This window comes from Sphaerisporangium rhizosphaerae (assembly GCF_042665155.1).
Lineage (GTDB): Bacteria > Actinomycetota > Actinomycetes > Streptosporangiales > Streptosporangiaceae > Sphaerisporangium > Sphaerisporangium rhizosphaerae.
Genome location: NZ_JBHTCG010000015.1, coordinates 126,483 through 152,296, shown reverse-complemented (window position 1 = coordinate 152,296; position 25,814 = coordinate 126,483). Strand labels below are relative to the sequence as shown.

Genomic DNA, 25,814 nt, shown 5'->3' with positions numbered 1-25,814 from the left:
CCGCCTGACGGTCCCCCTTCCTGGGGTCGTCCGCGTCTGACGATCACCTCCGCCGGGCCGTTCGCAGGGACCCGCGGGGGGCTGGGCGGGGCAAGGGCCGGGGCGGTGCGGCGGCGAGTGGGCGCGGATAGGCTTTGGGCACGATGAATCTGGTTAACCTCGAATCGGTCTCCCATGCCTACGGTCCCAAGCCCCTGCTCGGCGAGGTGTCGCTCGGCATCGAGGCCGGCGACCGCATCGGCGTCGTGGGGCGCAACGGCGACGGCAAGACGACGCTGATCTCCGTGATCGCCGGCACGCTCAAGCCCGACGCCGGGCGGGTCACGCACACCCGCGGGCTGCGCATCGGCTTTCTGTCCCAGCGGGACGATCTCGACCCCGCGGTGACCGTGCGGGAGGTCGTGCTGGGCGAGCGCGCCGAGCACGAATGGGCCGGTGACCAGGCGGTCAGGGAGATCCTGGCCAACCTCATCGGCGACATCGACCTCTCGGCGCGGGCGGGCGAGCTGTCCGGCGGCGAGCGGCGGCGCACCGCGCTCGCCCGGCTGCTCATCGACGAGCACGATCTGGTCATCCTGGACGAGCCGACCAACCACCTCGACATCGAGGCCATCGCCTGGCTGGCCGGCCACCTGTCGCAGCGCCGGTCCGCCCTGCTCGTCGTGACGCACGACCGCTGGTTCCTGGACGCGGTGTCGACCCGCACCTGGGAGGTCGTGGACGGCACGGTCCAGCGGTACGAGGGCGGGTACGCCGCGTACGTGCTGGCCAAGGCCGAGCGGGCGCGCATCGCGCAGGCGTCCGAGGAGCGCCGGCAGAACCTCATGCGCAAAGAGATCGCCTGGCTGCGCCGCGGCCCGCCCGCCCGCACGTCCAAGCCCAAGTTCCGCATCGAGGCCGCCCAGGCGCTCATCGCGAACGAGCCGCCGGTCCGCGACACCGTCGAACTGGTGAAGTTCGCCTCGGCGCGGCTCGGCAAGACGGTGTACGACCTGGACCAGGTCACTCTGCACGCCGGAGGGCCGGGGGAGGGTCCGCTGGTGCTCGACCGGTGCACCTGGCAGTTCGGCCCGGGCGACCGTGTCGGGCTGATCGGCGTGAACGGCTCGGGCAAGTCGTCGGTGCTGCGGCTGCTCGCGGACGCGGTCCGGCCCGACTCGGGCACGGTCGTGCGCGGCAAGACGGTGCGGCTGGCCCACCTGTCGCAGGAGCTGGCCGAGCTCGACCCGAACCGCCGCGTCCTGGAGACCGTCGAGGAGATCCGCAAGTTCATCCAGGTCGGCAAGCGCGAGTGGACCGCCTCGCAACTGCTGGAGCGGCTGGGCTTCCGCGGCGAGGCGCAGTGGAAGGTCGTCGGAGACCTGTCCGGCGGCGAGCGGCGGCGGCTGCAGCTGTTGCGGTTGCTCATGGACGACCCCAACGTGCTGCTGCTGGACGAGCCCACCAACGATCTCGACATCGAGACGCTGAACGAGCTCGAGGACCTTCTGGACGCCTGGCCGGGCACGCTGGTGCTGGTCAGCCACGACCGCTACTTCCTCGAGCGGGTGACCGACCGCTGCGTGGCCCTGCTGGGCGACGGCCGGCTGTCGCTGCTGCCGGGCGGCGTGGAGGAGTATCTCCAGCGCCGGTCGTCCGGCACGGCGCTGACGGCCAGGGCCGGTTCGGCTCCGGCGGGTTCGCGCGCACCGGCCGCCGGTGAGGCGGGCGGCGGGCGGCAGGAGGCCGCGCCGGCGGCGCCGGGCCTGTCGGCCCGTGAGCTGCGTGAGCTGCAGAAGGAACTGTCCCGGCTGGAGCGCCAGCTCGACAAGATCAGCGGGCGCGAGTCGGTGCTCCACGCCGCCATGGCGGACGCGGCCTCCGACTACGGCAGGCTGGCGTCCCTGGACGCCGAGCTCAAGGACCTCCGCGCCCAGAAGGAAACCGTCGAACTGGAATGGATGGACCTGGCCGAAAAACTCGGCGAGTGACCCCCACGGCCCGTCCCTTGTCCCTGCCTCCTCGCGGCCGAGGGGAGGCGCATGATCGGTGACCGGACGGGGGTCAGGTGGTGTTCTGGGCTGAGTCGAAGGGGACCAGGATGGTGCGTAGCAGGGCGGCCAGGGTGTCGCGGTCGGCGGGGTCGAGGCCGGCCAGCAGCTCTCGCTCGCGCCTGAGCAGGTCGGCGAAGGCCTCGTCGACGCGGGCCCGGCCCTGCTCGGTCAGCGACACCAGCACTCCGCGCCGGTCTTCGGGGTCGGGCCGCCTGCGCACCAGCCGTGCGGCCGCCAGCCGGTCGATGCGGTTGGTCATCGTGCCGGAGGTGACCAGGGTGGCGCGCAGCAGGGCGCCGGGGCTCAGCTCGTACGGCGGGCCGGAGCGGCGCAGGGTCGTCAGGACGTCGAACTCCCACGGCTCCAGGCCGTGCTCGGCGAAGGACGCGCGGCGGGCGCGGTCGAGGTGGCGGGCCAGCCGGGACACCCGGCTCAGGACCTCCAGCGGCGAGACGTCGAGGTCGGGACGTTCCTGGCGCCACGACGCGACGAGCTGGTCGACCTCGTCCCGCGCGGAATCTTCGGCGGTCCCATCGCTCCGGCGCGTCGTCATGGGCAGAGTCTATCTCTCTTGACATCGAGAGATCTCGCCCAGTATGAATATCTTGATGTCGAGAGATATGTGGGACCCCGCCGTCTACGGCCGGTACGCCGACGAGCGCGCCCGGCCCTTCTTCGAGCTGATCGCCCGGGTCCGCGCCGATGATCCCGAGTACGTCGTCGACCTCGGATGCGGCACCGGCGAGCTGACCGCCGCGCTGTGCGAGCGCTGGCCGGGCGCCGCCGTCCACGGTGTCGACTCCTCGCCCGCGATGATCGCCAAGGCTCCCAAGGCCCCCGAGGGGCCCGCGTTCAGCGTGGGGGACGTCCGGTCCTGGCGTCCGGAGCGCCCGGTCGACGTGATCGTCTCCAACGCCCTGCTGCAGTGGGTGCCCGAGCACCGGGAGCTGCTCCCGCGCTGGGTCGGGGCGCTGCGCGCGGGCGGCTGGCTCGCCTTCCAGGTGCCCGGCAACTTCGACGCCCCGAGCCACGCCCTGGTCAGGCAGGTCTGCGCCGGCGACGCCTGGAGGGACGAGCTCGGCGACCTGGTGCGGTACACCCCGGTCGGCGATCCCGAGGAGTACCTCGCGCTGCTGGCCGGGCTGGGGTGCGAGGTCGACACCTGGGAGACGACCTACGTTCACCTGCTCCAGGGCGAGAACGCCGTGCTCAACTGGATCATGGGCACGGCCCTGCGTCCGATGCTCGACCGCATCGGCGCCGACGAGCACAGACGCGAGGCGTTCCTCGCCGACTGCGCGCGGGTGCTCGCCGAGGCCTACCCGCGCAGGCCGTACGGCACGGCCTTCCCCTTCCGCCGTGTCTTCGTCGTCGCCCGCGCCCCACGCCCCGCCTGACCGGCGACCGCCCCGGCCCCTGGGCTTCCCTGCGCGCGAGCGGTGGCCGCCCGGACCAGGGGTTCGCCTATGCCGGACCGGTGACCGCTCGTCCGGGCGATGCGTCCCGTATTGTCCTTGATGGGACGAGGATCGTATCCGGCCGGCTGTGAGGTGAGCATGGCGCTCGAGATCGAGGACAAGTTCGATGTGCCGGCGGACTTCGCGGTACCGGACCTCGCCGCCGTCCGCGGGAGCGCCGAGGCCGTCGAGCTGGTCGCGGAGAAGCTGGTGGCCGTGTACTTCGACACCGCCGACCTGCGGCTGGCCGCGCGGGGGATCACCCTGCGCCGCCGGCGGGGCGGCCACGACGCCGGGTGGCACCTCAAGCTGCCCAAGGCCAAGGGCGTGCGGAACGAGGTCACCCACCCACTGACGCGCAGTGCCAAGATCGTTCCGCGCCGCCTGTCCGACCTGGTCCTGGCGCTGACCCGGGGTGAGCCGCTCGTCCCGGTCGCCGAGCTGGAGACGGTGCGCAAGGTCACCAGCGTCCGGGACGCCGACGGCCGGCAACTGCTGGAGGTCGCCGACGACAACGTCAAGGGGACGGTGTTCGCGACGGCCTTCGGCGAGGACCGGCACGTCGAGCGCTGGCGCGAGGTCGAGGCCGAGCTGACCGGCGGCGACGAGGCGCTGCTCAAGCGGGTCGGCAAGGCGCTGCGCAAGGCCGGGGCGATCCCGGCCGGCACGCAGAGCAAACTGGCCCGGTTGCTCGGGGACCGCATCCTTGTCCCGGTGCTAGCCGAGCAGGAGGATGGCACGGCCGGCGCCGTCGTGGTCGGTTACCTGAGATCACAGGTCACCGCGCTGCTCGCCCAGGACCCCCGGGTGCGGCAGGTCGAGGAGGACGCCGTCCACCAGATGCGGGTGGCCTGCCGCCGCCTGCGCAGCGCGCTCCGGTCCTTCTCCGACGTGGTCGCCGAGACGACGGGCGTCCAGGACGAGCTGCGGTGGATCGCCGGCGTGCTCGGCGAGGTCCGCGACCTGGAGGTCATCCGCGACCGGTTCGCCCGCACACTGGACGAGCTGGAGCCCCGCCTGATCGCCGGGCCGGTCCGCGCCCGCCTCGGTGAGGATCTCGAACGCCGCGAGGGCGAGGCGCTCGCGCGGGCCACGGAGGCGATGAAGGGCGAGCGCTACTTCGCCCTGCTGGACCGGCTGGACACGATGGTCGCCAAGCCGCCGCTCACCCCGCTCGCCGCCAAGAAGGCCGACACGACGCTCGCCAAGGTCGCCGACAGGTCCTGGCGCCGCGTGGCGAAGAAGTACGACGAGGCGCGGATGATCGAGGACCCCGAGGCGCGCGAGACCGCCATGCACGACGTCCGCAAGGCCGCCAAACGGGCCAGGTACACCGCCGACGCGCTCAAGCCCCTGCTCGGCGACCGGGCGTCCGGCCTCGCCGGGCGGGCGAAGGCCGTCCAGGAGTCGCTCGGGCTCTACCTCGACGGCGTCGTGGCCCAGGAGGTTTTGCTGGAGGAGACCGAGCGGGCCCGCGAGGCGGGGGAGGACACCTTCACCTACGGCCTGCTCCTCGGCCTGGAGCGCGCCGCCGCGGAGCGCTCCCGAGCCGTCTTCCCCCGCGTCTGGGACGAGGTGACCTCGGTCGCCACCTGACCGCGCGGAGCCTCTCGGTCGCCACCTGACCGCGCGATGCCGTCAGGAGCGTTCAGGAGCCGCCGAAGCGGTCCAGAAGAGGGCCGTCAGGAGCGTTCGGAAGCCGTCGAAGCGGTCCGGAGAGGGCCGTCAGGAGCGGTCAGGTGCGGTAGCGGTCGATGGCGACGATGCGCCCGGCGGCGTGGTGCAGCACCGCGAGCGCGCCCTTGCGCAGGTGGAAGTCCTCCGGCCGGCCGTCGAGGCGCCGCTCGCACAGCCCGCCGATCAGCTCGGGCAGCACCTTGCCGTGGCTGCACACCGCCGTGGACAGGCCCTCGTCCAGCAGCGGCAGCGTCGCCTTCAGCGTCAGCGAGCGGTCGAAGTTCGTCTCGTTCAGCACGCGTTCGGTGCGGATCGGCAGCGCCTGCCGGGCGGCGTACGGCAGCAGGGTCTGCACGCAGCGCCGGCTCGGCGAGCTGACCAGCGACGCGGGACGGTAGCCGTACAGGATGTCGCGGACGGCCTCCGCCTGCGCCTCGCCCTCCGCGTCCAGGGGGCGCAGCTCGTCCTCGCCGTCCCACGCCTGCCGGGAGCCGGCGTAGGCGTGCCTGACCATCACCAGCGGCGTGGTGTCCACCGGCGCCGAGGTCAGGGCCGTGAGCAGCCCGGCGTCCCACTCGTAGGTGAGCCGGCGGCGGGCCTCGGCGACGGGGAGCCATGCGAGGTGGTCCACCTCGTCGGTGGGGTCGTGCGCCACCTCGGCCACCACCCGGGCGGCCCAGTAGTCGACGCGCTTGAGCCGCGAGCCCTTCATGTAGTGGACCGCGGGCAGGCGGCGGCCGAGCGTGGCGCTCACCCCGGTCTCCTCGGCCACCTCGCGCAGGGCGCCGGTGATGGCGTGCTCGCCCGGCTTCAGCTTGCCCTTGGGGAAGGACCAGTCGTCGTACTTCGGCCGGTGGACGACCGCCACCTCCGGGGCGCGCGGGTCGCCGCGCCAGACGACGGCGCCGCCCGCCCTGATCATTCCGCCGCTGTTCGGCGTGCCGTCAGTCATCGATCGTCCTCCAGCGGCGCCGGCCGACCAGGTGTGACTGCAGGTCGAGCAGTGGATCGCCGTTCTCCGCCTGATGGTGGCGCACCCAGGTGCCCTCGCTGGTGAGCCACCAGCTGCTGGTGGTGTCGGCCAGTGACAGGTCGAGCAGTTCCGACAGGTAGGCCCGGTGCTGGGCGCTGTTGACCTTCACCAGCGCCTCCACGCGGCGTTCGATGTTGCGGCGCATCAGGTCGGCGCTGCCGATCCAGATCTCCGGCCGCCGCCCGTACCCGAACTCGTAGATGCGCGAGTGCTCCAGGAAGCGGCCGAGGATGCTGCGGACCCGGATGTTCTCCGACAGGCCCGGGACCCCCGGCCGGAGCGTGCAGATGCCGCGCACGACCAGGTCCACCGGCACGCCGGCCTTGGACGCCGCGTACAGCGCGTCGATCACCGGCTCGTCGACCAGCGAGTTCGACTTGATCCGGATGCGGGCCGGGCGGCCGGCGACGTGGTGGGCGATCTCGCGCTCGATGCGGGCCAGCAGTCCCGACCGCAGCGAGTGCGGGGCCACCAGCAGCCGCCGGTACGCCGAGTGGTAGGAGTACCCGGTCAGGTGGATGAACAGGTCGGTGAGGTCCTCCCCGACCATCGGGTCGGCGGTGAGCAGGCCGAAGTCCTCGTACTGCCGGGCGGTCTTGGGGTTGTAGTTGCCGGTGCCGATGTGGCAGTACTGGCGCAGCTCGCCCGACTGCTCCTGCCGGACGACCAGGGCCAGCTTGGCGTGGGTCTTCAGGCCGAGCACGCCGTAGACGACGTGGCAGCCGGCCTTCTCCAGCTTGCGGGCCCAGGTGATGTTGGCGTGCTCGTCGAACCTCGCCTTGATCTCGACCACGACGACGACCTGCTTGCCGGCCTCGGCGGCGTCGATCAGCGCGTCCACGATGGGGGAGTCGCCGCTGGTGCGGTACAGGGTCTGCTTGATGGCCAGGACGCTCGGGTCGGCCGCCGCCTGCTCGATGAACCGCTGCACGCTGGTGGAGAAGGAGTCGTAGGGGTGGTGCACGAGGATGTCGCGTTCGCGCAGCACCGAGAAGATGTCGTCCTCGGCGTGCACGGCCTCGGCGGGGACGAACGGCGGGAAGCTCAGCTCGCCGCGGTCGAGGTCGGCGATCGCGTGCAGACCGGTGAGGTCCAGCGGGCCGGGCAGGCGGTAGATCTCGTGGTCGGCCACGTCCAGCTCGTCCACCAGCAGGTCGAGCACGGCGGGGCTGATGGTGTCCTCGATCTCCAGCCGCACCGGCGGGCCGAAGCGCCTCATCAGCAGTTCCTTCTCCAGGGCCTGCATGAGGTTCTCGGTGACGTCCTCGTCCACGTCCAGGTCCTCGTTGCGGGTCACCCGGAAGACGTGGTGCTCCAGGATCTCCATGCCCTTGAAGAGCTGGCCGAGGTGGGCGGCGATGACGTCCTCGAGGGGGACGAAGCGGTTGGGCGAGGCGGCGACGAAGCGCGGCAGCTGCGAGGGCACCTTGACCCGGGCGAACACGGTCTGCCCGTTGCCCGGGTTGCGCACGGTGACGGCCAGGTTGAGCGAGAGGCCGGAGATGTAGGGGAACGGGTGCGCGGGGTCCACGGCGAGCGGGGTGAGCACGGGGCGGACCCGCTCGCGGAACAGCTTGCGCATCGCCGTGCGCTCGTCCCTGTCGAGGTCGTCCCAGCGCACCACGTCGATGCCCACGTCGGCGAGCTGCGGGCAGAGCTGCTTGTGGTAGGCGGCGGCGTGCCGCTGGGCGAGGTCGTCCGCGATCGCCGCGATGCGGGCCAGCTCCTCGCGCGGCTTGAGCCCGCTCTTGGTGCGCAGCAGCAGACCGGTCGCCATCCGCCGTTTCAGGCCCGCGACGCGGACCCGGAAGAACTCGTCCAGGTTGCTGGCGAAGATGGCGAGGAAACGCACCCGTTCCAGCAGCGGGACGGCGGGATCCTCGGCCATCTCGAGGACGCGCTGGTTGAAGTGGAGCCAGCTCTCCTCGCGGTTGAGGAAGCGTTCCTGGGGAGACTGAGGCTCGTCGTGTCCTTCAGGGGTCGGCTGCACGATCTCGGCGGACATATGTCCAAAATGCCCTACTCGGTTGAACGGCACGTTAACTTTTCAGCAACGACGGTTTTACTTCGCCCGCTCTTCCGCTTCGGTGCTGGTGGAGGGCTCTGTGATCTGGGTCTCCCGGCCTTCCAGCTCGGCCTGCCCGGTGTGCCTGGTGTGTCCCGTGTGCCCGGCGTGCTCGGTCAGCGGGACGCGCTCGACCAGCTCGATGCGCTCGACCAGTTCCACGCGTTCGCCCCGCTGGGCGCGCTCGGCCCGCTCGGCGGCCAGCTTGGCGCGTCTGGCGGCCTCGCGCTCGGCCTGCCTGGCCTGCTGCTCGGCGAGCTTGACCTCCTGGGCGTGGAGCTTCTCGCGCTCACGCTGCTCGCGGGCGACCAGCTTCTCCTCCTCGCGGCGCAGCTTGTCCTGCTCGCGCACCTCGCGCGCCCGGGCCTTCTCCTGGTCGCGGAGCAGCCTCTCCTGCTCGCGCAGTTCGCGCGCGCGGACCTTCTCCTGCTCCTTGTGCTCCTTCTCGCGGAGCCGTTCGAGGTCTTTGAGCTCTTTGTCGGTGGGCCGGGCCAGGCTCCGCAGCTCGGCCGCGGCGGTCATCGCGGGCAGTCCGCGGGCGGTGACGGCCGTGAGCGCCGGGTGCGCCTCCAGGCCGGTGAGACCGTTCCAGGCGAGGTTGACCAGGTGGGCGGCGACCTCCTCGCGGTCGGGCTTGCGCGCGTCCAGCCACCACTGGCCGGTGAGGGCGACCATCCCGACGAGCATCTGGGCGTACATCGGGGCGAGCGTCGGGGCGTAACCGCGGTCGGCGAACTGGTCGGCCAGGACGTCCTCGACCTGGCTGGCGATGTCGCTGATGAGGCTCGCGAACGTGCCGGTGCCCGAGGCCGCGTGCGAGTCGCGCACGAGGATGCGGAACCCCTCGCTGGACTCCTCGACGTACTGCAGCAGCGCCAGCGCGGCGCGTTCGAGGCGGACCCGGGGGTGGCCGGCGTTAAGCGCGACGGCGACCAGGGCGAGCAGTCGCTGCATCTCGCGGTCGACGACGACGGCGTAGATGCCTTCCTTGCCGCCGAAGTGCTCGTACACGACGGGCTTGGACACCCGGGCGCTGGCGGCGATCTCTTCGATGGAGGTGCCGTCGAACCCCTTTTCCGCGAACAGGGTGCGGCTGACGCGGATGAGCTGCTCTCTGCGTTCCTTGCCGGTCATGCGCACGCGTGAGCGCGGTTCGGTCATGGATTCAATAATGGCTGGCCGCACGGGCGCGGCAACCGCCAATACCCCAGTTTGACGAGCTATGTCGGGTTTCCGTGGTGTGGCGGGAGCGGGAACGCGGGCGCGAGAAGGGGGCGCGTTCTGGGGGGTGGGGGGAGGGGAGATGAGAGATCGGGCCGCCACCGGGCGGCCCGACAGGGAGGCTGGATCAGCCAAGCCGCTTCGCCGCCAGCCGCTCCGGGGTGGGCCACCGGACGTCGGTCGCCCAGCCGGCCTGCTCGAACCAGCGGATCACGCGGGCACTCGGGTCGATCTGCCCCTTGAGCGCGCCGTGACGGGCGGCCGTCGGGTCGCAGTGGTGCAGGTTGTGCCAGGACTCGCCGAAGGACGGGATCGCGAGCCACCACACGTTGCGGGACTTGTCGCGCACCTCGAAGGTCTCGTCGCCGAAGACGTGGCAGACCGAGTTGATCGACCAGGTCACGTGGTGCAGCAGGCAGATGCGCACCAGGCTGCCCCAGAAGAAGGCGGTCAGCGCGCCGGTGATCGACCAGGTCACCAGGCCGCCGATGACGGCCGGGAGCGCCAGCGAGGCGAAGACCAGCCAGGGGAACAGGTTGTGGATGCGGCTGACGTCCTTGTCGTTCATCAGGTCCTTGGCGAAGCGCTCACGGTTGGTGCGCTCGGAGGAGAACATCCAGCCGATGTGGGCGAACAGCAGGCCCTTGGTCAGCGCCTTCCAGTCGTTGCCGAAGCGCCACGGCGAGTGCGGGTCGCCCTCCTTGTCGGAGTACTTGTGGTGGCGGCGGTGGGTGGCGACCCAGTCGATGACGCCCATCTCCAGCGACATGCTGCCGGCGATGGCGAGCACGATCTTGAGCGGGCGGTTGGCCTTGAAGGAGCCGTGGGTGAAGTAGCGGTGGAGACCGACCGTGACGCCGAGACCGGTGAACACGTAGAAGAAGAGGGTGATCGCGACGTCGCTCCAGCCCAGGAAGTGGCCCCAGGCCATCGGCACCGTCGCGATCAGCGCGAGGAACGGGACGGTCACGAAGATGACGAGCAGCACGCGTTCGAAGTTGCTCTTCGGTTCCGGCTCGAGATCCGGCCGCGGCGGCGGCGGGCTCGTACGGTCGGCGACGACTGTCATGGGCTACCTCACGTGGTTCGAGCGAAGTGTGGCTGTAGCTACGTAACCGTAACCTACGCCATCGTAAGTTAGGAATCCCTAAGCCGGAATGTGGGGAAGGTGACGGTTCGGCCCGGAACCCGTGGCGGGTCCACGCCTTGCGCATACATGCCCCCATCTGTTAAAGGGATGCACCCTCACCCCCACCAACATCAGACCGTTTCCCGCGCTCGGCCGCACCGGCTCAAAGCGCCCGAGCACCGGGCGACCGGCGAGAGCGCCATGGGCACAGAAGACCCGACACCCGGGCCCTCGCCCCGCCCATACTGCGGATTCCCATGGCTGGGCCCCCCATACCGTGCTCGGGCGCGCCGGTGTCCTGACCGACGAAGGAGGAAGTGCGAGGAACGAGCGCTTCCGAGTGAGGAGGGAAGGGCACCGGCTCAAAGGCGCCCGAGCACAGCGCGAGCGGAGCGAGCGCCATAGGCACAGTGCGGGACCGGTCCCTCGTGGGTATTCTGGTCTCCGCGGTTCGGGGAAGGTGTCGCATCGGTCCGGCGTAGGGTAATTGGCAGCCCACCTGCCTTTGGAGCAGGGTTGTCCTGGTTCGAGTCCAGGCGCCGGAACTTTTCCTTATCTTGTCGCGAGCCTCCTCACAACGGGTCCGCACAGCTCGTGACTCTTCCGCGAGGGGGCTGGATCCCTCCCGGGAGACGACGGGTATTCTCACGGTGTCGGGTGGGTGGCCGAGCGGTGCCTGTACGGTTGCCGCGCGCCGGCCCGTCCGCCAATGTCTCAGCCGCGACGCCGAGGGAGCCTCAGTCCGTGAGTGTGCCGCGCCCGGCAGCCGTCATCGTCCTCGCCGCCGGCGAGGGCACCCGGATGAAGTCCGTCAAACCCAAAGTCCTCCACGAGCTGTGCGGCCGCGCGCTGGTCGACCACATGCTGGAGGCCGCCAGGGGCCTTTCCCCCGAACGCCTGATCGTCGTGATCGGGCACGCCCGTGAGCAGGTCGAGGCCCATCTCGCCGCGACCGGCCCCGACGCGCACGCCGTCGTCCAGACCGAGCAGAACGGCACCGGCCACGCCGTGCGCACCGTCCTTGAGACGGTGGGCACGATCAACGGCACCGTCCTGGTCACCTACGGCGACACGCCGCTGCTGCGCACCGAGACCCTCGGCGAGCTGCTCGCCACGCACGCGGCCGAGGGCAACGCGGTGACCGTTCTCACCGCCGAGGTGCCCGACCCGGCCGGGTACGGCCGCATCGTCCGCGACGCCGCGGGCGCCGTCCTGTCGATCGTCGAGCACAAGGACGCCTCGCCGGAGCAGCGGATGATCAGGGAGATGAACTCCGGGGTCTACGCCTTCGACGGGCTGCTGCTGGCCGACGCGGTCAAGCGCGTCTCCACGGCCAACGCCCAGGGCGAGGAGTACCTCACCGACGTGCTGTCCATCCTGCGCGAGGAGGGGCACCGCGTCGGGGCGTACATCGCCGCCGACCACGTCGAGGTGGAGGGCGTCAACGACCGGGTCCAGCTCGCCTTCGCCCGCGGCGTGCTCAACACCCGCATCCTGCACGCCCACATGCGGGCGGGGGTCACCATCATCGACCCCGCCACCACCTGGATCGACGTCAGCGTCACCATCGAGCCGGACGCCGTGGTGCACCCCGCCACCCAGCTGCACGGCCGCACGAGCGTCGCCTCCGGCGCGGAGGTCGGGCCCGGCACCACGCTCACCGACACGGTCGTCGGCTCCGGCGCGGTGGTACGCAACGCCGTCTGCGAGGGCGCCGAGATCGGCCCCGACGCCTCGGTCGGCCCGTTCACCTACCTGCGGCCCGGCACCGTCCTCGGTCCGAGGACCAAGGCCGGCAGCTACGTCGAGATGAAGAACGCCCGCGTCGGCGCCGGGTCCAAGGTGCCCCACCTGTCCTACGTCGGCGACGCGACCATCGGCGAGGGCAGCAACATCGGCGCCGCCACGGTGTTCCTGAACTACGACGGCGTCCACAAGCACCACACCACGGTCGGCGACCACGCCCGGGTCGGCGGCGACAACATGCTCGTCGCCCCGGTCACCATCGGCGACGGCGCCTACACCGCCGCGGGGTCGGTCATCACCACCGACGTTCCCCCGGGGGCGATGGCGGTCGGCCGGGCCCACCAGCGCAATATCGAAGGGTGGGTCGCGCGCAGGCGCGCCGGCACGGCCGCGGCGGAGGCCGCCGCGCGTGCGCTCGCCGGGCGTGACGGCCACGAGGGTGGGACGAACGGCCCGGACGCACCGTCCGGGCGTGCGGGGAACGGCGGGCCGGGTACACCATCCCAGCAGGCCGAAAGCAGCGAGCGGGCCGAACCGGCCGGCGAACGATAGCGGGGAGCTTTGGAAATGAACCAGCGCGGCGGGCCGGCCGACAGGCGCGACGAGCCCTTCACGGCTCCGTCCGGTGGCCAGGCGGCCGAGGAGGTCAACATCACCGGGCGCAAGACCACCGGGGAGAAGCACCTGATGTTCTTCTCCGGCCGGGCCTATCCAGAGCTGGCCGAGGAGGTCGCGCAGCACCTCGGCATCCAGATCACGCCGACCAGGCTGCACGACTTCGCCAACGGAGAGATCTACGCCCGCTACATGGAGTCGGTGCGCGGCAGCGACGCCTTCGTCATCCAGAGCCACACCGAGCCCATCAACACGTGGATCATGGAGCACCTCATCATGGTGGACGCCCTCAAGCGGGCGTCGGCCAAGCGCATCACCGTGGTGCTGCCCTTCTTCGGCTACTCCCGGCAGGACAAGAAGGGGCGCGGCCGTGAGCCGATCACCGCGCGCCTGATGGCCGACCTGTTCAAGACCGCGGGCGCCGACCGGCTGATGTCGGTCGACCTGCACACCCCGCAGATCCAGGGCTTCTTCGACGGGCCCGTCGACCACCTGTTCGCGCTGCCGGTGCTCCACCGCTATCTCAGCGGCAAGCTCGACCCGGCGGTCACCACGATCGTCTCGCCCGACACCGGCCGGGTGCGGCTGGCCGAGCGCTGGGCCGACCAGCTCGGCACCCCGGTCGCGTTCATCCACAAGCGCCGCGACCTGGACGTGGCCAACCAGGTGAAGGTGCACGAGGTCGTCGGACAGGTGCGCGGGCGCACCTGTGTGCTGATCGACGACATGATCGACACCGGCGGCTCCATCTGCAAGGCGGCCGACGCGCTGTACGAGCAGGGCGCGACGAACGTCATCGTGGCCGCAACCCATGCGATCTTCTCCGAGCCGGCCGTCGACCGGCTGAAGAACTCGCGCATCTCCGAGGTCGTGGTCACCAACACGCTGCCCATCCCGCAGGCCAAGCGCTTCGACAAGCTCACCGTGCTGTCGATCGCCCCGCTGATCGCCCGCGCCATCAGCGAGGTCTTCAGCGACGGTTCGGTCACCAGCCTCTTCGAGGGCGACGCCTGACCTCCGCCCCCGCCGCCTGGTGAAGCGGACCTGCTCAGGTGGGGGCCGGGGAGCTTGGTGAGCAGGACGCGGAGTTCCTCGCTCCGTGTCCTGTCCGCGCTCCTGTCCGCCCGGCGGCGATCCGCGCGACGCGGCCGGTCGGGTAAGCTCTGAGGGTTCCGCGAGGTTCCGCGCTCGTAACGCCTTCCGCTAGGGCGGGTGAGGGTGAGCGCCGTTCTTCCTTTCCGAGGTTCCCGAGTTTCCCTAGGAGACACGCCGTGTCCGAAGTACGCATCGCCGCAGAACCGCGCTCCGAGTTCGGCAAGGGCGCCGCGCGCAAGATCCGTCGCTCCGACAAGGTCCCCGTCGTCCTGTACGGCCACGGCACCGAGACCAAGCACCTGATCCTGCCGGGTCACGAGCTGCTGCTCGCTCTGCGCACGCCGAACGTCCTCATCCGCCTCCAGGGTGACGGCCTGAACGAGCTGGCGCTGCCCAAGGGCGTCCAGAAGGACCCGATCAGGGGCTTCCTCGAGCACGTCGACCTGCTGCTGGTGAAGAGCGGCGAGAAGGTCACGGTCGAGCTCCCGGTCACCACGACCGGCGACATCGCCCCCGGCGGCCTGTTCGACCAGCAGCTCCTCTCCATCGCCGTCGAGACCGAGGCCACCCACATCCCGACGGGCGTCGAGGTCGACATCGAGGGCCTGGAGGTCGGCGCGGTCGTCACCGCGGGCGACCTGAAGCTGCCCAAGGGCACCACGCTGGCCGCCGACCCCGAGACGGTCATCCTCCAGGTCACCGGGGTCCCGACCTCGGCCGAGACCGAAGAGGGCGAGGAGGGCGGCGCCGAGGGCGAGGCGGCCGCCGCCGAGTAAGGCCGCACCCGCCGGCCGCCCGCGCCTCGCGGGCGGCCCGCACCCAACGGCAGTCCCGTATCGTCGCCAGGGCAGCCGGGCGCCCGTTCATCGGCCGCCCGGCTGCCCTGTCCGGCGTGCGGACGCCGGTCCCGCCGGCCACGCGCCGCGGGCTCTGAGTGGAACCGAAGACGGAAGAGGTCGTCGTGGACCGCTGGTTGGTCGTCGGGCTGGGCAACCCCGGTCCCGAGTACGCCGGTAACCGGCACAACGCCGGGTTCATGGTGGTGGACGAGCTCGCCGCGCGGGTCGGCGGCCGGTTCAAGGCGCACAAGTCGCGTGCCGAGATCGTCGAAGGCCGCCTCGTGGGCGCTCCCGTCGTGCTGGCCAAGCCGCGCTCGTACATGAACCTCTCCGGCGGCCCGGTCAAGGCGCTCGCCGACTTCTACAAGGTCCTGCCGGCGAACGTCATCGTGATCCACGACGAGCTGGACCTCCCGTACGGGGCGCTGCGCGTGAAGCTCGGCGGGGGCGACAACGGCCACAACGGGCTGCGCTCGCTCACCAAGTCGCTGGCCACCAAGGACTACCTGCGGGTGCGCTTCGGCGTCGGCCGGCCGCCCGGGCGCATGGACCCCGCCGACTTCGTGCTGCGCGACTTCGCCACGGGTGAGCGCAAAGACCTCCCCCTGCTCGTCGACCGCGCCGCCGACGTCGCCGAGTCGCTGATCACCTCAGGCCTGGAGGCCACCCAGAACGCCTTCCACGCCTCCGACCTCAAACCCCTCAAACCCCCGCGCTGACCTCGCCAGGTCCGACGCCGATCGCCGACGCGGCGCGGCAGGGCCGACATTGCGCGGCGGTCGTCCGCGCGCTGACACGCCCGTGCGTTCGTAAAGGGAGTTACCGGATTCCCCCAAGAGTGTCCGAGGCGACCGCTAGCATCCTCACCGAGAGTGTTCGATCGGTCACCTTGGGGGATGCGTGCGCGAGGGGGAGAGCTCCGTTGCGGCCTTCGTGGCGCTTGCGGCCGTCAGGCCCCGTGCCCGTCTCCGTCCCCGGGCGCGGCGGCGGGCCGGTGCGGGCGGGGGGTCGTTCCGCCCGCGCTGGGTCCGGCGCTACCGGCTGTGCGCCGTGGCGGGCGATCTCGGGTGCGGGCTGGCCGCCGGGGCGGTGGCGATCGTGGTGCGGTTCGGCGAGGTCACGCCGTACGTCGCGCCCTATCTCGTGCTCAGCCTGGTGCTGCCGGTGCTGTGGGTGGCGGCCGTGGCGCTCAACCGCGCCTACGAGGCGCGGCTGGTCGGCGTGGGGCCGGAGGAGTTCCGCCGCATCACGCGGTGCGGGTTCTTCCTGACCGCGGGCGTGGCGATCGCCTCCTACGTCACCAAGACCGACCTGGCACGCGGGTACGTCGTCCTCGACCTTCCTCTCATGACCGCGCTCACCCTTTCCTCCAGATATGCCCTGCGCCTGGCGCTCCACCACCGCAGGGCGAGGGGGCGGTGCATGCGGCGGGTGGTGGCGGTCGGCCACCGGTCGTCCACCGCCGAGCTGGTCCGCCGCTTCCGGCGCGAGCCGTACCACGGCATGCAGATCGTGGGCGTGTGCCTGCCGCGGGGCGAGGCCGCCGGCACGGTCGAGGGCGTCCCGGTGTTCGGCGACTTCTCCGACGTCCCGCTGGTCGTCGGGCAGGTCGCGGCCGACACCGTGGCCGTGCTGGCGTGCCCCGAGCTCGACGGCACCGCCCTGCGCCGCCTGGCGTGGCGGCTGGAGACCACCCGCACCGACCTGGTCGTCGCCCCGGCGCTGATGGAGGTCGCCGGGCCGCGCACCACCATCAGGCCGGTGGCCGGGCTGCCGCTGCTGCACGTCGAGCATCCCGAGCTGTCGGGGTTCCGCCAGCTTCTGAAGAACCTCTTCGACCGCGCGGTCGCGCTCCTGGCCATCGCCGTGCTCGCGCCGGTCCTCGCCGCGCTCGCGGTGGCCGTCCGGTCGAGCGGCCCGGGGCCGGCGCTGTTCCGGCAGACGCGGGTCGGCAGGGACGGCGCGGAGTTCACCATCCTCAAGCTGCGCACGATGAGCCCGGACGCCGAGCGCCGCAAGGTCCACCTCGTGAGCGACGCCGGCGGCGTGCTGTTCAAGATCCGAGACGATCCGCGGGTCACCCCGCTCGGGGCCTTCCTGCGGCGGTACTCTCTGGACGAGCTGCCCCAGTTGTTCAACGTGCTCGCCGGTGACATGTCGCTGGTCGGCCCGAGACCGCCGCTCCCCGAAGAGGTCGCCGCTTACGGGGACGACGTCCGCCGGCGGCTGGTCGTCCGCCCGGGCATGACGGGCCTGTGGCAAGTCAACGGCAGATCTGACCTTTCGTGGGAGGAATCGGTACGGTTGGACCTGCGTTATGTCGAGAACTGGTCTCTCACATTGGATCTTCAGATCCTGTGGAAGACCTGGTCGGCCGTGGCACGTGGCTCGGGCGCATATTAGCCCGAGGTGAGGGACGACAACCCGGGTGCGCACCAGAAAGGGCATCGTGACGATACGCGACGACCACGCGCTCGCGAGAGACCTGGCGGCCGAGGCCGGCCAGAGGCTGCTGGCCCTGCGCGACCGCGAGGGGTTCGACGACCCGGTGGCGTTGCGCCACGCGGGTGACCTGGAGTCCCACGCCTATCTGGCCGAGGCGCTGGCCCGGCTGCGGCCCAGCGACAGCGTCCTGTCCGAGGAGGGCACGCGCGAGGAACGGCTCGATCCGCGCCGCCAGACCGCCGAGCGCGTGTGGATCATCGACCCGCTCGACGGCACCCGCGAGTTCGGCGAGCAGGGCCGCGCCGACTGGGCGGTCCACGTGGCCCTCTGGGAGCGCGCCTCCGGCACGCTGGTCGCCGGCGCCGTCGCGCTGCCGGCCCAGGGCGTCACGCTGTCCACCGCCGAGCCGCCCGCTCTCCCTGCCCCGCGCCGCGGCCGCGCCCGCATCGCGGTCAGCCGCACCCGCCCGCCGGAGTTCGTCAAGAAGCTCGCCCACCTCGTGGGCGCCGACCTGGTGCCCATGGGCTCGGCCGGCGCCAAGATCGCAGCGGTGATCACCGGCGAGGTCGAGGCGTACGTCCATGGCGGCGGGCAGTACGAGTGGGACTCCGCCGCCCCGGTCGCCGTCGCCCTGGCCGCCGGAGCCCACGCGAGCCGCATCGACGGGTCGCCGCTGACCTACAACCAGGAGAACCCCTCACTGCCGGATATCCTGGCTTCCCTACCGGATCTGGCGCCAACGTTGCTCGCCGGCATCCGCGACGTGCACCGATAGGGCCCACCCCGGAGGAAGAGCAGTGCTCCAGAGCGATTACACGACGTCGCAGCTCGATGTCCTCGAAGCCGAGGCCATCCACATCATGCGGGAGGTCGCGGCCGAGTTCGAACGTCCGTGTCTGCTCTTCTCCGGCGGCAAGGACTCCATCGTCATGGTCCGCATCGCCGAGAAGGCGTTCTGGCCGGCGCCCATCCCCTTCCCGCTGATGCACGTCGACACCGGGCACAACTTCGACGAGGTGATCGAGTTCCGCGACCGGCGCGTGGCCGAGCTGAACGCCCGCCTGGTCGTCGCCTCCGTCCAGGCGTCGATCGACGCCGGCCGCGTGGCCGAGGAGACCGGTCGCCGGGCCAGCCGCAACCGGCTGCAGACCACCACGCTGCTCGACGCCATCGAGGAGCACGAGTTCGACGCGGTCTTCGGCGGCGCGCGGCGCGACGAGGAGAAGGCCCGCGCCAAGGAGCGCGTGTTCTCCTTCCGCGACGACTTCGGCCAGTGGGACCCGAAGAACCAGCGTCCCGAGCTGTGGAACCTCTACAACGCCCGCATCCGCAAGGGCGAGCACATCCGGGTCTTCCCGCTCTCCAACTGGACTGAGCTGGACATCTGGGACTACATCCGGCGCGAGGGCATCGAGATCCCCTCGATCTACTACGCCCACACCCGCAGGGTGTTCGAGCGCGACGGCATGCTGCTCGCCGACCACGAGGTGGTCAACCGCGGCGACGACGAGCCCGTCTACGAGACCGTCGTCCGCTACCGCACCGTCGGCGACATGACCTGCACCGGCGCGGTCGAGTCCACCGCCGCCACGGTGGAGGAGATCCTCGCCGAGATCGCCGCCACCCGCATCACCGAGCGCGGAGCGACCCGCGCGGACGACCGCACCTCGGAGGCCGCCATGGAGGACCGCAAGAAGGAGGGGTACTTCTGATGCCCCCTCTTGCCACGCCCCCGCGCCCGCTCCTCCCGCGGCCCGCGCGCACGACCCTCCGCCGCTCCGCCCGCACACCCGATGGAGAGCAGTTCTGATGGACATCCTGCGTTTCGCCACGGCGGGCTCGGTGGACGACGGCAAGTCCACCCTCATCGGGCGCCTGCTCTTCGACTCCAAGGCGATCTTCGAGGACCAGCTGGAGGCCGTCGAGCGCACCAGCCGCGACCGCGGCACCGAGTACACCGACCTGTCGCTGCTCACCGACGGCCTGCGCGCCGAGCGCGAGCAGGGCATCACCATCGACGTGGCCTACCGCTACTTTGCCACGCCCAAGCGCAAGTTCATCATCGCCGACACCCCCGGCCACATCCAGTACACCCGCAACATGGTCACCGGCGCGTCCACCGCCGACCTGGCCATCGTGCTCATCGACGCGCGCAAGGGCGTGGTCGAGCAGTCGCGCCGCCACGCCTTCCTCACCACGCTGCTGCGGGTGCCCCACCTGGTGCTGGCGGTCAACAAGATGGACCTGGTCGACTACGGGCGCGACCGCTTCGAGGAGATCCGCGAGGAGTTCACCGCCTTCGCGGCCAAGCTGAACGTCGCCGACCTCACCTTCATCCCGATCTCGGCGCTGCACGGCGACAACGTCGTCACGCGGTCGGAGAACATGCCGTGGTACCAGGGCACCTCGCTGCTGCACCACCTGGAGAACCTGCACATCGCCTCCGACCGCAACCTGGTCGACGTGCGGTTCCCCGTGCAGTACGTGATCCGCCCCCAGCGCGCCACCGACCCGGCGTTCCACGACTACCGCGGGTACGCCGGCCAGGTCGCGGGCGGCATCCTCAAGCCGGGCGACGAGGTCATGCACCTGCCGTCGGGTCTGACCACCCGCGTGGCGGCCATCGACACCTTCGACGGCCCCATCGAGGAGGCCTTTCCCCCCATGTCGGTCACCCTCCGCCTGGAGGACGACATCGACATCTCGCGGGGCGACATGATCTGCCGCCCGCACAACCAGCCGCAGGTGGCCCAGGACATCGACGCGATGGTCTGCTGGATGACCGACGGCCTCAAGCTCGGCCCGCGCTCCAAGCTGGTCATCAAGCACACCACCCGCACGGCCCGCGCGCTGGTGCGCGACCTGCACTACCGGCTGGACGTCAACACCCTGCACCGGGACGAGTCGGCAGGCTCGCTCGGCCTCAACGAGATCGGCCGGGTCTCGCTGCGGGTCACCCAGCCGCTCTTCGTGGACGACTACGCCAGGAACCGCATGACCGGCGGTTTCATCCTGATCGACGAGGCCACCAACGGCACCGTCGGCGCCGGCATGATCGTCGACGCCCGCTGAGGCGTCCGCGCGGACCGATCGCGTCATGCGGGCCGCTGCCCGCTCGCGCCCTCGTGGGCCGGTGAGGTCCGCCGGCGCGTTCTCGCGGCTCTGTTTCGCGTCCGGTGATGGTCGCCCGGCGGCGTGTTCGCCGCCGGGCGGCCGATCTTCCGGACGTTCGTCCGTGGCTTCCTGTCGAATTCGCGTGGTCTGTGTCGTCGCCTGGTATGACGGCTCGCGATTCGAGAGGTGCACCGATGGACGACGAACACCACGACCCCGGTCCGGGAACCCCCGTTCAGCACACCGCCGACCTGGTCGCCTCCACAGAACTACGAGAGCTGATCGGCGTCCCCGACGCGGCTCACGCCTCCGACGTCGCTGATCCCTCCGCCGCCGCTGACGCCCGGTCGGGGTGAGCCGGGGGCGGTGCCGGACCGGCTCAGGTCAGGACGAGCCAGGTGCGGCCGTCTATGAGCTCGCGGGCCGCGTCGAGGTGGCCGGCGTGGCAGGCTGTCTCGGTGATGACGTGCATCACGACCTCCCGCGTCGTGTGGAGGCGCCAGTCGCCGAACAGGTCCCCAGGCCACCAGGCCGGCGGGGCGTCCAGCGGCGTGGTGCCGAGCACGGCGTCGGCGGCCTCGATCTCCCGCCGATAGAGGGCGAGGATCTCCTCGGCGGGCACGTCCACATCGACCTGCCAGGCGTCGTCGGACGGGTCGAGCGCGTCGATGACGGCCGGGTCTCCGGCGATGACGGCCCTGAACCAGAATCGCTCCACGTCCAGTGCCAGATGCCGCACCAGGCCCAGGCAACTCCATCCCGACGGCAGCACCGGCCGCCGCAGGTCCTTCTCGCCGAGCCTTTCCAGGATCCCCAGCACGTGGCGTCGTTGATCGTTCAGGGCGTCGAGCAGGACCTCGGTCTCAGTGGGAGCCGTTCGCGGCATGCTTGTCATCCTCCTCATCGGCGCGGTCGAGCAGGGCCCGGCGCTCCGGCTCGCCGTGGACGGCGGTGGCGGCCCGCCGGAACAAGGTGGCGGCCCGGGCGTGGTCGCCGTCACGGGCGGTGAGATCGGCCTCCGCGGCGACCGCGAGCGGATAGTCGTCCAGCGCGCCGCCGGAGCGGGCGCGGGCCAGCAGATCCAGCCCGGTCGCCGGACCGTAGGCGTAGCCGTGCGCCACGGCTCGGTTCAGTTCCACCACGGGGGTGGGTTGCAACCCGGCCAGCCGGTCGTAGCAGCGGGCGATCGCCGGCCAGTCGGTGCCGGAGAACGACTCCGCCGTGGCATGGCGCGCGGCGATGTGCGCCTGCAGCGCGTACGGGCCGTCCTGGCCGAGCCCGGCCAGGATGTCCAGGCCGTCGGCGATCGCGGCGTGGTCCCACAGCGACCGGTCCTGCTTGTCCAAGGAGAGCAGGTTCCCCTCGGCGTCGCGGCGGGCGTCGCGCCGGGAGTGGTGGAACAGGAACAGGGCCAGCAGGCCGGCCACCTCGGGCTCGCGCGGCATGAGCAGCCGCAGCAGCCGCGCCAGCCGGATCGCCTCCTCGGCGAAGGCGGGCTCGCCGCCGGCGGTGTAGCCGCGGGTGAACAGCAGGTACAGCACCGCGAGGACGCCGGGCAGCCGCTCGGCGAGCGCGCGCCCGGTGGGCACCCGGTACGGGATGCCCGCACCGGCGATCTTCGCTTTCGCCCTGGTCAGGCGGCGGGTCATGGTCGACTCGCTCACCAGGAAGACGCGGGCGATGTCGGCGGTCGGCACGGCGCAGATCGTCCGCAGGGTCAGCGCCACCCGCGCCTCCATCGACAGCGCCGGGTGGCAGCAGGTGAAGATGAGCCGGAGCCGGTCGTCCACGATCGTGTCCTCCGCTTGCGAGGCAGGAGCACCCCCGTCATCGGTGGTGAGCGCGAAGACCGCCAGCTCCCGCAACTTGCGGCGCTCCACCGACGCGCGCCGCAGGGTGTCGATCGCGCGGTTGCGGGCCACCGTCATGAGCCAGCCGCCCGGATTGTCCGGCACTCCGTTCACGGGCCACCGCTGCAGGGCCAGCGCCAGCGCCTCCTGGGCGCAGTCCTCGGCCAGCGTCCAGTCACCGATGACGCGGATCAGCGCGGCCACGATGCGCGGGTAGGCGTCGACGGCCGCCGCCGCGGCGGCCGCCTCCGCCGGGGACCCGTCAGGGCGACTCGTCACTGCTCGAAGTCGGCGAACGGCCGCAGCTCCAGCCGTCCCTCCCTGGCCATGGGGTGGGCGCGGGCCACCTCGATCGCCTCGTCGAGGTCGGCGCACTCCAGCAGGTCGAAGCCCACGATCACCTCCTGGGTCTCGGCGAAGGGACCGTCGGAGACCAGCAGCTCCCCGTTGCGCACCCGGACCGTGGTGGCGGTGGACGTGGGAGCCAGCGCCATACCTTGCAGGCGCCGGCCCTTCGCGTCGTTCTCCTCCACCCACACGTCGATGTCGGGCTCGTTCTCCTTGTCGGTGTCAGGCTCGGTATCGGTGCAGACGAACATCATGTACTTCATCTCATCGCTCCCTGGTTCGGTTGCTCGCACCCTGATGACGAACGACCGAATCAGATCCGGACAACCGGTACACACCCAATTCGTCAAAAAAACCTCTCGCGATGGGCGGCGGTCCGGACCGGGCTCCTTGGTGGAAGATCTGGCGGTCTTCGAGTCGCCGTTCGCTATGGCAGCAGTGTCATAGCTGTCGCATGACGGGGACGGACAACGGTGAAGTGGCGACGGTCCAGGGTAGCGACCTCGGTGATCCCCAGTCGCTCGGCACACATGAGCACCGAGGCATCCGATGTGCCGAGAGGGAGATCTCGGTAGGTGGAGACGAGCTCCGCCATCCGCAACCAGTCGGATGGATGCACCGGCTGTACCGCGAAAACGCCTCGAGCGAAGTCTCCTAGGAACTTCACTTCCGCTTCAGCGCCGAGACGGGTTGAGATGAGGTAAGCCGCTTCTGCCACCACTAGCGTGGGGACGATCAGGGGACCAGGATGGGACTCGAGGAGGGTGAGGCACTCCTTGTGATGCCTGTCATCTGTATCCACGTAGGCGTACAACGGTCCCGCGTCGACGACAAGCGCGCTTATGACGCCTCCCGTTGACGACGCACCCACTCGCGGTCGAGGATCTCATGAATTCGTTCGGAGATGTCGTCTTCTCCGCTGTGGCCTGCTCCGGCCGCGAGTAGCCGACGACGACCGTCTCCGGGCAGGTGAGCCGTAATGGCTTCACGGGTCCATTCGGAGACCGTCATGCCACGCCGTTCGGCCTCGTGCCGCACCCGGGCATCAAGATCTTCTGGAAGCTTCACGGTAGTGCGTTTCATGTATGCCAGCGTACCTATCTCACTGATCGTTCACCATCGATAACTCAAGGTGCATCATCATGTGCGGGAGTGGAGATCTCGTAGCACGACGTGTCAGGTGAGAGCGCCTCGGTCGTGATCTCGCACCAGACGGTGCAGCCGGGGCCGTCGGGGTTGGAACGGAAGCCCCAGTTCCCCGCCGACAGCATGTCGACGATGGCCAGGCCCCGGCCGCCTTCACCGAGAAGGAACGACGGCTCCACCTGAGTGCGCTCCGCCAGGAGCAACGCCTGCTCCACTCTGACCCGAGGACGCGTGGTGGACGGGCCTCCGTCCGTCACCTCGACCCGGAGCAGGTCCCCGTCCGCCAGCAGTCGAAGGAGCAGGCATGGGGCGTGGCCGTCTTGGCCGTCCTGGTCGTACGACCGGTCGTTGTTAGGACCGGCGGCGTGGCGGACGGCGTTGGTGACGAGTTCGGAGACGGCCAGGCGTACCGGCTCGTAGGCCGGGTGCTCCGTTCCGAGCCAGTCCCGGACGGCGGAACGGGCCTGCGAAGCCGACTCCGGGGTGCTCGGGAGGTACAGCTCTTTCAGCGTATCCGGCGCCATTGACATGCCTTTCGCCCGGTCGGTCCGACGGAATTCTCATTTCTCTCGGCCGGGCCGGCCGAGGCGCCGCCATGAAGCCGGGGCGGTTCTCATACGGTGGCAAACAATGGGAGACGGTAATGGCGCTTCGGGGTTCGCATTGTGTTCACAATCGCGTGAACCTCCTCGCGGTACTTCGCGAACTCCCTGCATGATGGCCTGGAGCTGTTACCAGGCGGACAGAAGGGAACCCGGCGATGACCATCCCCCTGGCACCGGATCCGTCCATATCCCCGCGCATTCAGTTCGGTACAGAGCTACGCAAATTCCGACTTTCCGCCGGGTTCACTCAGCGGCAACTATGCGATGTGATCCACCTGTCGGTCAGCCAGCTCAGCATGATCGAGAACGGGCATCGAGCGCCGACCATGGATTTGGCGCAACACGTGGACGAGGCCCTCGGGCTCGGCGCCACCCTCACCGGCCTCCTCGACCGCCTCAACCGCGCCGCCGCCCAACTACCCCGCTGGTTCCGCCCCTGGCTCGACTACGAACGCGAAGCCGAGACCCTGCGGATGTGGGAGCCGCTCATGGTCCCCGGTCTCCTCCAGACCGAGGACTACGCCCGAGCCATTCTGAGCCGCGAGCCAGGTACCACCGCCGAACAGACTGAGGAGCAAGTCGCAGCGCGACTTGATCGGCAAAGCATCCTAAGACGGCCGATGCCGCCAATGCTCTGGGTCGTCCTTGATGAAGGTGTCCTCCATCGCCCCATCGCGGCGCATGAAACCATGAGGGGCCAGTTCGAGCACCTTCTCGGCGTGGCGCAGACTTCGCGAATCTCACTGCAGGTGCTTCCCTATAGGGCGCACAGCGTGGTCGGGCTACTTGGTGGCTTCGTCATCGCCGACATGCAAAGGGGAACTTCTCCCGTCGCCTATATCGACTCCCAAAGCAGGGAAGATCGGGTAAGCGATCGATCGGAAGAAGTCGAAGCTCTAGCATTCAGATACGACGTGATCCGAGCAGACGCCCTGTCGCGGCAGGACTCGCTGAGCATGATCAAGGAGGCGGTGCGGAGATGGACGACGTGACCAACGAACTCGCTGGAGCCGACTGGCGTAAGTCTTCTTTCTCTGGGAGTGATGGAAGCAACTGCGTCGAGGTGGCTCGGTTGTCCAGTGGACGGCGCGGTGTGCGCGACAGCAAGGACCACTCCCGGGTACCCATCATCGTCAGCCCCTTGGAGTGGAGCGTCTTCCTCGACCACGTGCAGACCCAGCACTCCGCCTGACCTCGATCGAATAGCAGGTACAGGAGCGGAGGTGGACGGCGAACACTGAACGGGCCGAGCCGTGACCGGATTGGACGGCCCCGCCCGGCATGCAGGTGGGTGGTCCAGGTGTGGCTGCCCACCCCCATTGTCAGTCCCTGGCGCAGGCGGCAGTCGTTGGTGCCCGACACGACACAGGCGGGCGGTCGTTGGTGCCGACAGGAC

At 70.5% G+C, this 25,814-nt stretch carries 24 protein-coding genes, 1 tRNA gene and 1 pseudogene; 15 read left to right on the top strand and 11 right to left on the bottom strand.

Annotated elements, in window-relative coordinates; translation table 11 throughout:
• Positions 1-143: 143 nt before the first annotated feature.
• The gene (locus tag ACFQSB_RS22775) at positions 144-1,970 is read left to right on the top strand and encodes an ABC-F family ATP-binding cassette domain-containing protein (protein WP_380828916.1); all 1,827 of its coding nucleotides are present in this window, start codon (positions 144-146) and stop codon (positions 1,968-1,970) included.
• Positions 1,971-2,043: 73 nt separating this feature from the next.
• Here ACFQSB_RS22775 and ACFQSB_RS22770 read toward each other — a convergent pair whose 3' ends face one another.
• Positions 2,044-2,586 carry a MarR family winged helix-turn-helix transcriptional regulator gene (locus tag ACFQSB_RS22770; RefSeq protein WP_380828914.1) on the bottom strand — a complete coding sequence of 181 codons (543 nt, stop codon included), beginning with the start codon at positions 2,584-2,586 and terminating at the stop codon, positions 2,044-2,046.
• 55 nt (positions 2,587-2,641) lie between these two features.
• Here ACFQSB_RS22770 and ACFQSB_RS22765 point away from each other — a divergent pair, with 55 nt between their 5' ends.
• Both ACFQSB_RS22765 and ACFQSB_RS22760 read left to right on the top strand, forming a co-directional pair.
• A complete protein-coding gene (locus ACFQSB_RS22765; protein ID WP_380828913.1) occupies positions 2,642-3,430 on the top strand; it encodes a trans-aconitate 2-methyltransferase in 789 nt (262 codons plus the stop codon).
• 159 nt (positions 3,431-3,589) lie between these two features.
• Positions 3,590-5,086 (top strand): CYTH and CHAD domain-containing protein, encoded by a 1,497-nt coding sequence (locus ACFQSB_RS22760; RefSeq protein WP_380828912.1) that lies wholly within the window; start codon positions 3,590-3,592, stop codon positions 5,084-5,086.
• A gap of 139 nt (positions 5,087-5,225) precedes the next feature.
• Here the strand turns inward: ACFQSB_RS22760 and ACFQSB_RS22755 are convergent, their stop codons facing one another.
• The 4 genes from ACFQSB_RS22755 to ACFQSB_RS22740 all read right to left on the bottom strand — a co-directional run bounded on the left by ACFQSB_RS22755 (position 5,226) and on the right by ACFQSB_RS22740 (position 10,555).
• The gene (locus ACFQSB_RS22755; RefSeq protein WP_380828910.1) at positions 5,226-6,119 is read right to left on the bottom strand and encodes an NUDIX hydrolase; all 894 of its coding nucleotides are present in this window, start codon (positions 6,117-6,119) and stop codon (positions 5,226-5,228) included.
• Positions 6,112-8,205, bottom strand: coding sequence for an RNA degradosome polyphosphate kinase (locus tag ACFQSB_RS22750; protein ID WP_380828909.1), 2,094 nt, complete (start codon positions 8,203-8,205; stop codon positions 6,112-6,114). Before ACFQSB_RS22750 ends, ACFQSB_RS22755 begins: the two co-directional genes overlap by 8 nt.
• A gap of 57 nt (positions 8,206-8,262) precedes the next feature.
• A complete protein-coding gene (locus ACFQSB_RS22745; protein WP_380828908.1) occupies positions 8,263-9,426 on the bottom strand; it encodes a TetR/AcrR family transcriptional regulator in 1,164 nt (387 codons plus the stop codon).
• Positions 9,427-9,613: 187 nt separating this feature from the next.
• Positions 9,614-10,555: an acyl-CoA desaturase gene (locus tag ACFQSB_RS22740; RefSeq protein ID WP_380828907.1), complete on the bottom strand. Its 942-nt coding sequence runs from the start codon at positions 10,553-10,555 to the stop codon at positions 9,614-9,616.
• A gap of 532 nt (positions 10,556-11,087) precedes the next feature.
• Between ACFQSB_RS22740 and ACFQSB_RS22735 the strand changes: the two genes are divergently transcribed.
• From ACFQSB_RS22735 to ACFQSB_RS22690, 10 genes and pseudogenes are all read left to right on the top strand, one after another.
• Positions 11,088-11,160 (top strand) — tRNA-Gln (locus ACFQSB_RS22735).
• A gap of 199 nt (positions 11,161-11,359) precedes the next feature.
• Positions 11,360-12,781: pseudogene (glmU, locus tag ACFQSB_RS22730) on the top strand (bifunctional UDP-N-acetylglucosamine diphosphorylase/glucosamine-1-phosphate N-acetyltransferase GlmU); the annotation flags it as partial.
• 231 nt (positions 12,782-13,012) lie between these two features.
• The gene (locus ACFQSB_RS22725) at positions 13,013-13,990 is read left to right on the top strand and encodes a ribose-phosphate diphosphokinase (RefSeq protein ID WP_354840614.1); all 978 of its coding nucleotides are present in this window, start codon (positions 13,013-13,015) and stop codon (positions 13,988-13,990) included.
• Between the two features lie 257 nt (positions 13,991-14,247).
• The gene (locus tag ACFQSB_RS22720; RefSeq protein WP_380828905.1) at positions 14,248-14,847 is read left to right on the top strand and encodes a 50S ribosomal protein L25/general stress protein Ctc; all 600 of its coding nucleotides are present in this window, start codon (positions 14,248-14,250) and stop codon (positions 14,845-14,847) included.
• Positions 14,848-15,032: 185 nt separating this feature from the next.
• On the top strand, positions 15,033-15,629 hold the full coding sequence (pth, locus tag ACFQSB_RS22715; protein WP_354839800.1) for an aminoacyl-tRNA hydrolase: 597 nt from the start codon (positions 15,033-15,035) through the stop codon (positions 15,627-15,629).
• A gap of 331 nt (positions 15,630-15,960) precedes the next feature.
• Entirely contained in the window at positions 15,961-17,313 is a 1,353-nt protein-coding gene (locus ACFQSB_RS22710; RefSeq protein ID WP_380828904.1) for a sugar transferase, read from the top strand.
• 43 nt (positions 17,314-17,356) lie between these two features.
• Positions 17,357-18,130: a 3'(2'),5'-bisphosphate nucleotidase CysQ gene (locus ACFQSB_RS22705; protein WP_380828948.1), complete on the top strand. Its 774-nt coding sequence runs from the start codon at positions 17,357-17,359 to the stop codon at positions 18,128-18,130.
• A gap of 22 nt (positions 18,131-18,152) precedes the next feature.
• A complete protein-coding gene (cysD, locus tag ACFQSB_RS22700) occupies positions 18,153-19,067 on the top strand; it encodes a sulfate adenylyltransferase subunit CysD (RefSeq protein WP_354927574.1) in 915 nt (304 codons plus the stop codon).
• Positions 19,068-19,164: 97 nt separating this feature from the next.
• Entirely contained in the window at positions 19,165-20,427 is a 1,263-nt protein-coding gene (gene cysN, locus ACFQSB_RS22695; RefSeq protein ID WP_354927572.1) for a sulfate adenylyltransferase subunit CysN, read from the top strand.
• A 236-nt stretch (positions 20,428-20,663) separates the two neighbouring features.
• Complete coding sequence (locus ACFQSB_RS22690; RefSeq protein WP_380828903.1) at positions 20,664-20,825, top strand: hypothetical protein; 162 nt, start codon at positions 20,664-20,666, stop codon at positions 20,823-20,825.
• A gap of 23 nt (positions 20,826-20,848) precedes the next feature.
• On the opposite strand, the gene ACFQSB_RS22685 is transcribed toward ACFQSB_RS22690, so the two are convergent.
• From ACFQSB_RS22685 to ACFQSB_RS22660, 6 genes are all read right to left on the bottom strand, one after another.
• Positions 20,849-21,355 (bottom strand): DinB family protein, encoded by a 507-nt coding sequence (locus tag ACFQSB_RS22685; RefSeq protein ID WP_380828901.1) that lies wholly within the window; start codon positions 21,353-21,355, stop codon positions 20,849-20,851.
• On the bottom strand, positions 21,333-22,598 hold the full coding sequence (locus ACFQSB_RS22680) for an RNA polymerase sigma factor (protein WP_380828900.1): 1,266 nt from the start codon (positions 22,596-22,598) through the stop codon (positions 21,333-21,335). The genes ACFQSB_RS22685 and ACFQSB_RS22680 overlap by 23 nt, the downstream gene beginning before the upstream one ends.
• Positions 22,595-22,930: a YciI family protein gene (locus ACFQSB_RS22675; RefSeq protein WP_380828899.1), complete on the bottom strand. Its 336-nt coding sequence runs from the start codon at positions 22,928-22,930 to the stop codon at positions 22,595-22,597. The genes ACFQSB_RS22680 and ACFQSB_RS22675 overlap by 4 nt, the downstream gene beginning before the upstream one ends.
• A gap of 164 nt (positions 22,931-23,094) precedes the next feature.
• Entirely contained in the window at positions 23,095-23,538 is a 444-nt protein-coding gene (locus tag ACFQSB_RS22670; protein WP_380828898.1) for a type II toxin-antitoxin system VapC family toxin, read from the bottom strand.
• Entirely contained in the window at positions 23,508-23,750 is a 243-nt protein-coding gene (locus tag ACFQSB_RS22665) for a ribbon-helix-helix domain-containing protein (protein ID WP_380828897.1), read from the bottom strand. Before ACFQSB_RS22665 ends, ACFQSB_RS22670 begins: the two co-directional genes overlap by 31 nt.
• 44 nt (positions 23,751-23,794) lie before the next feature.
• Positions 23,795-24,337 carry an ATP-binding protein gene (locus ACFQSB_RS22660; protein WP_380828896.1) on the bottom strand — a complete coding sequence of 181 codons (543 nt, stop codon included), beginning with the start codon at positions 24,335-24,337 and terminating at the stop codon, positions 23,795-23,797.
• Between the two features lie 236 nt (positions 24,338-24,573).
• On the opposite strand from ACFQSB_RS22660, the gene ACFQSB_RS22655 reads away from it, so the two are divergent.
• Both ACFQSB_RS22655 and ACFQSB_RS22650 read left to right on the top strand, forming a co-directional pair.
• A complete protein-coding gene (locus ACFQSB_RS22655) occupies positions 24,574-25,410 on the top strand; it encodes a helix-turn-helix domain-containing protein (protein ID WP_380828894.1) in 837 nt (278 codons plus the stop codon).
• A complete protein-coding gene (locus tag ACFQSB_RS22650) occupies positions 25,398-25,610 on the top strand; it encodes a DUF397 domain-containing protein (protein WP_380828893.1) in 213 nt (70 codons plus the stop codon). Before ACFQSB_RS22655 ends, ACFQSB_RS22650 begins: the two co-directional genes overlap by 13 nt.
• Positions 25,611-25,814 lie beyond the last annotated feature (204 nt).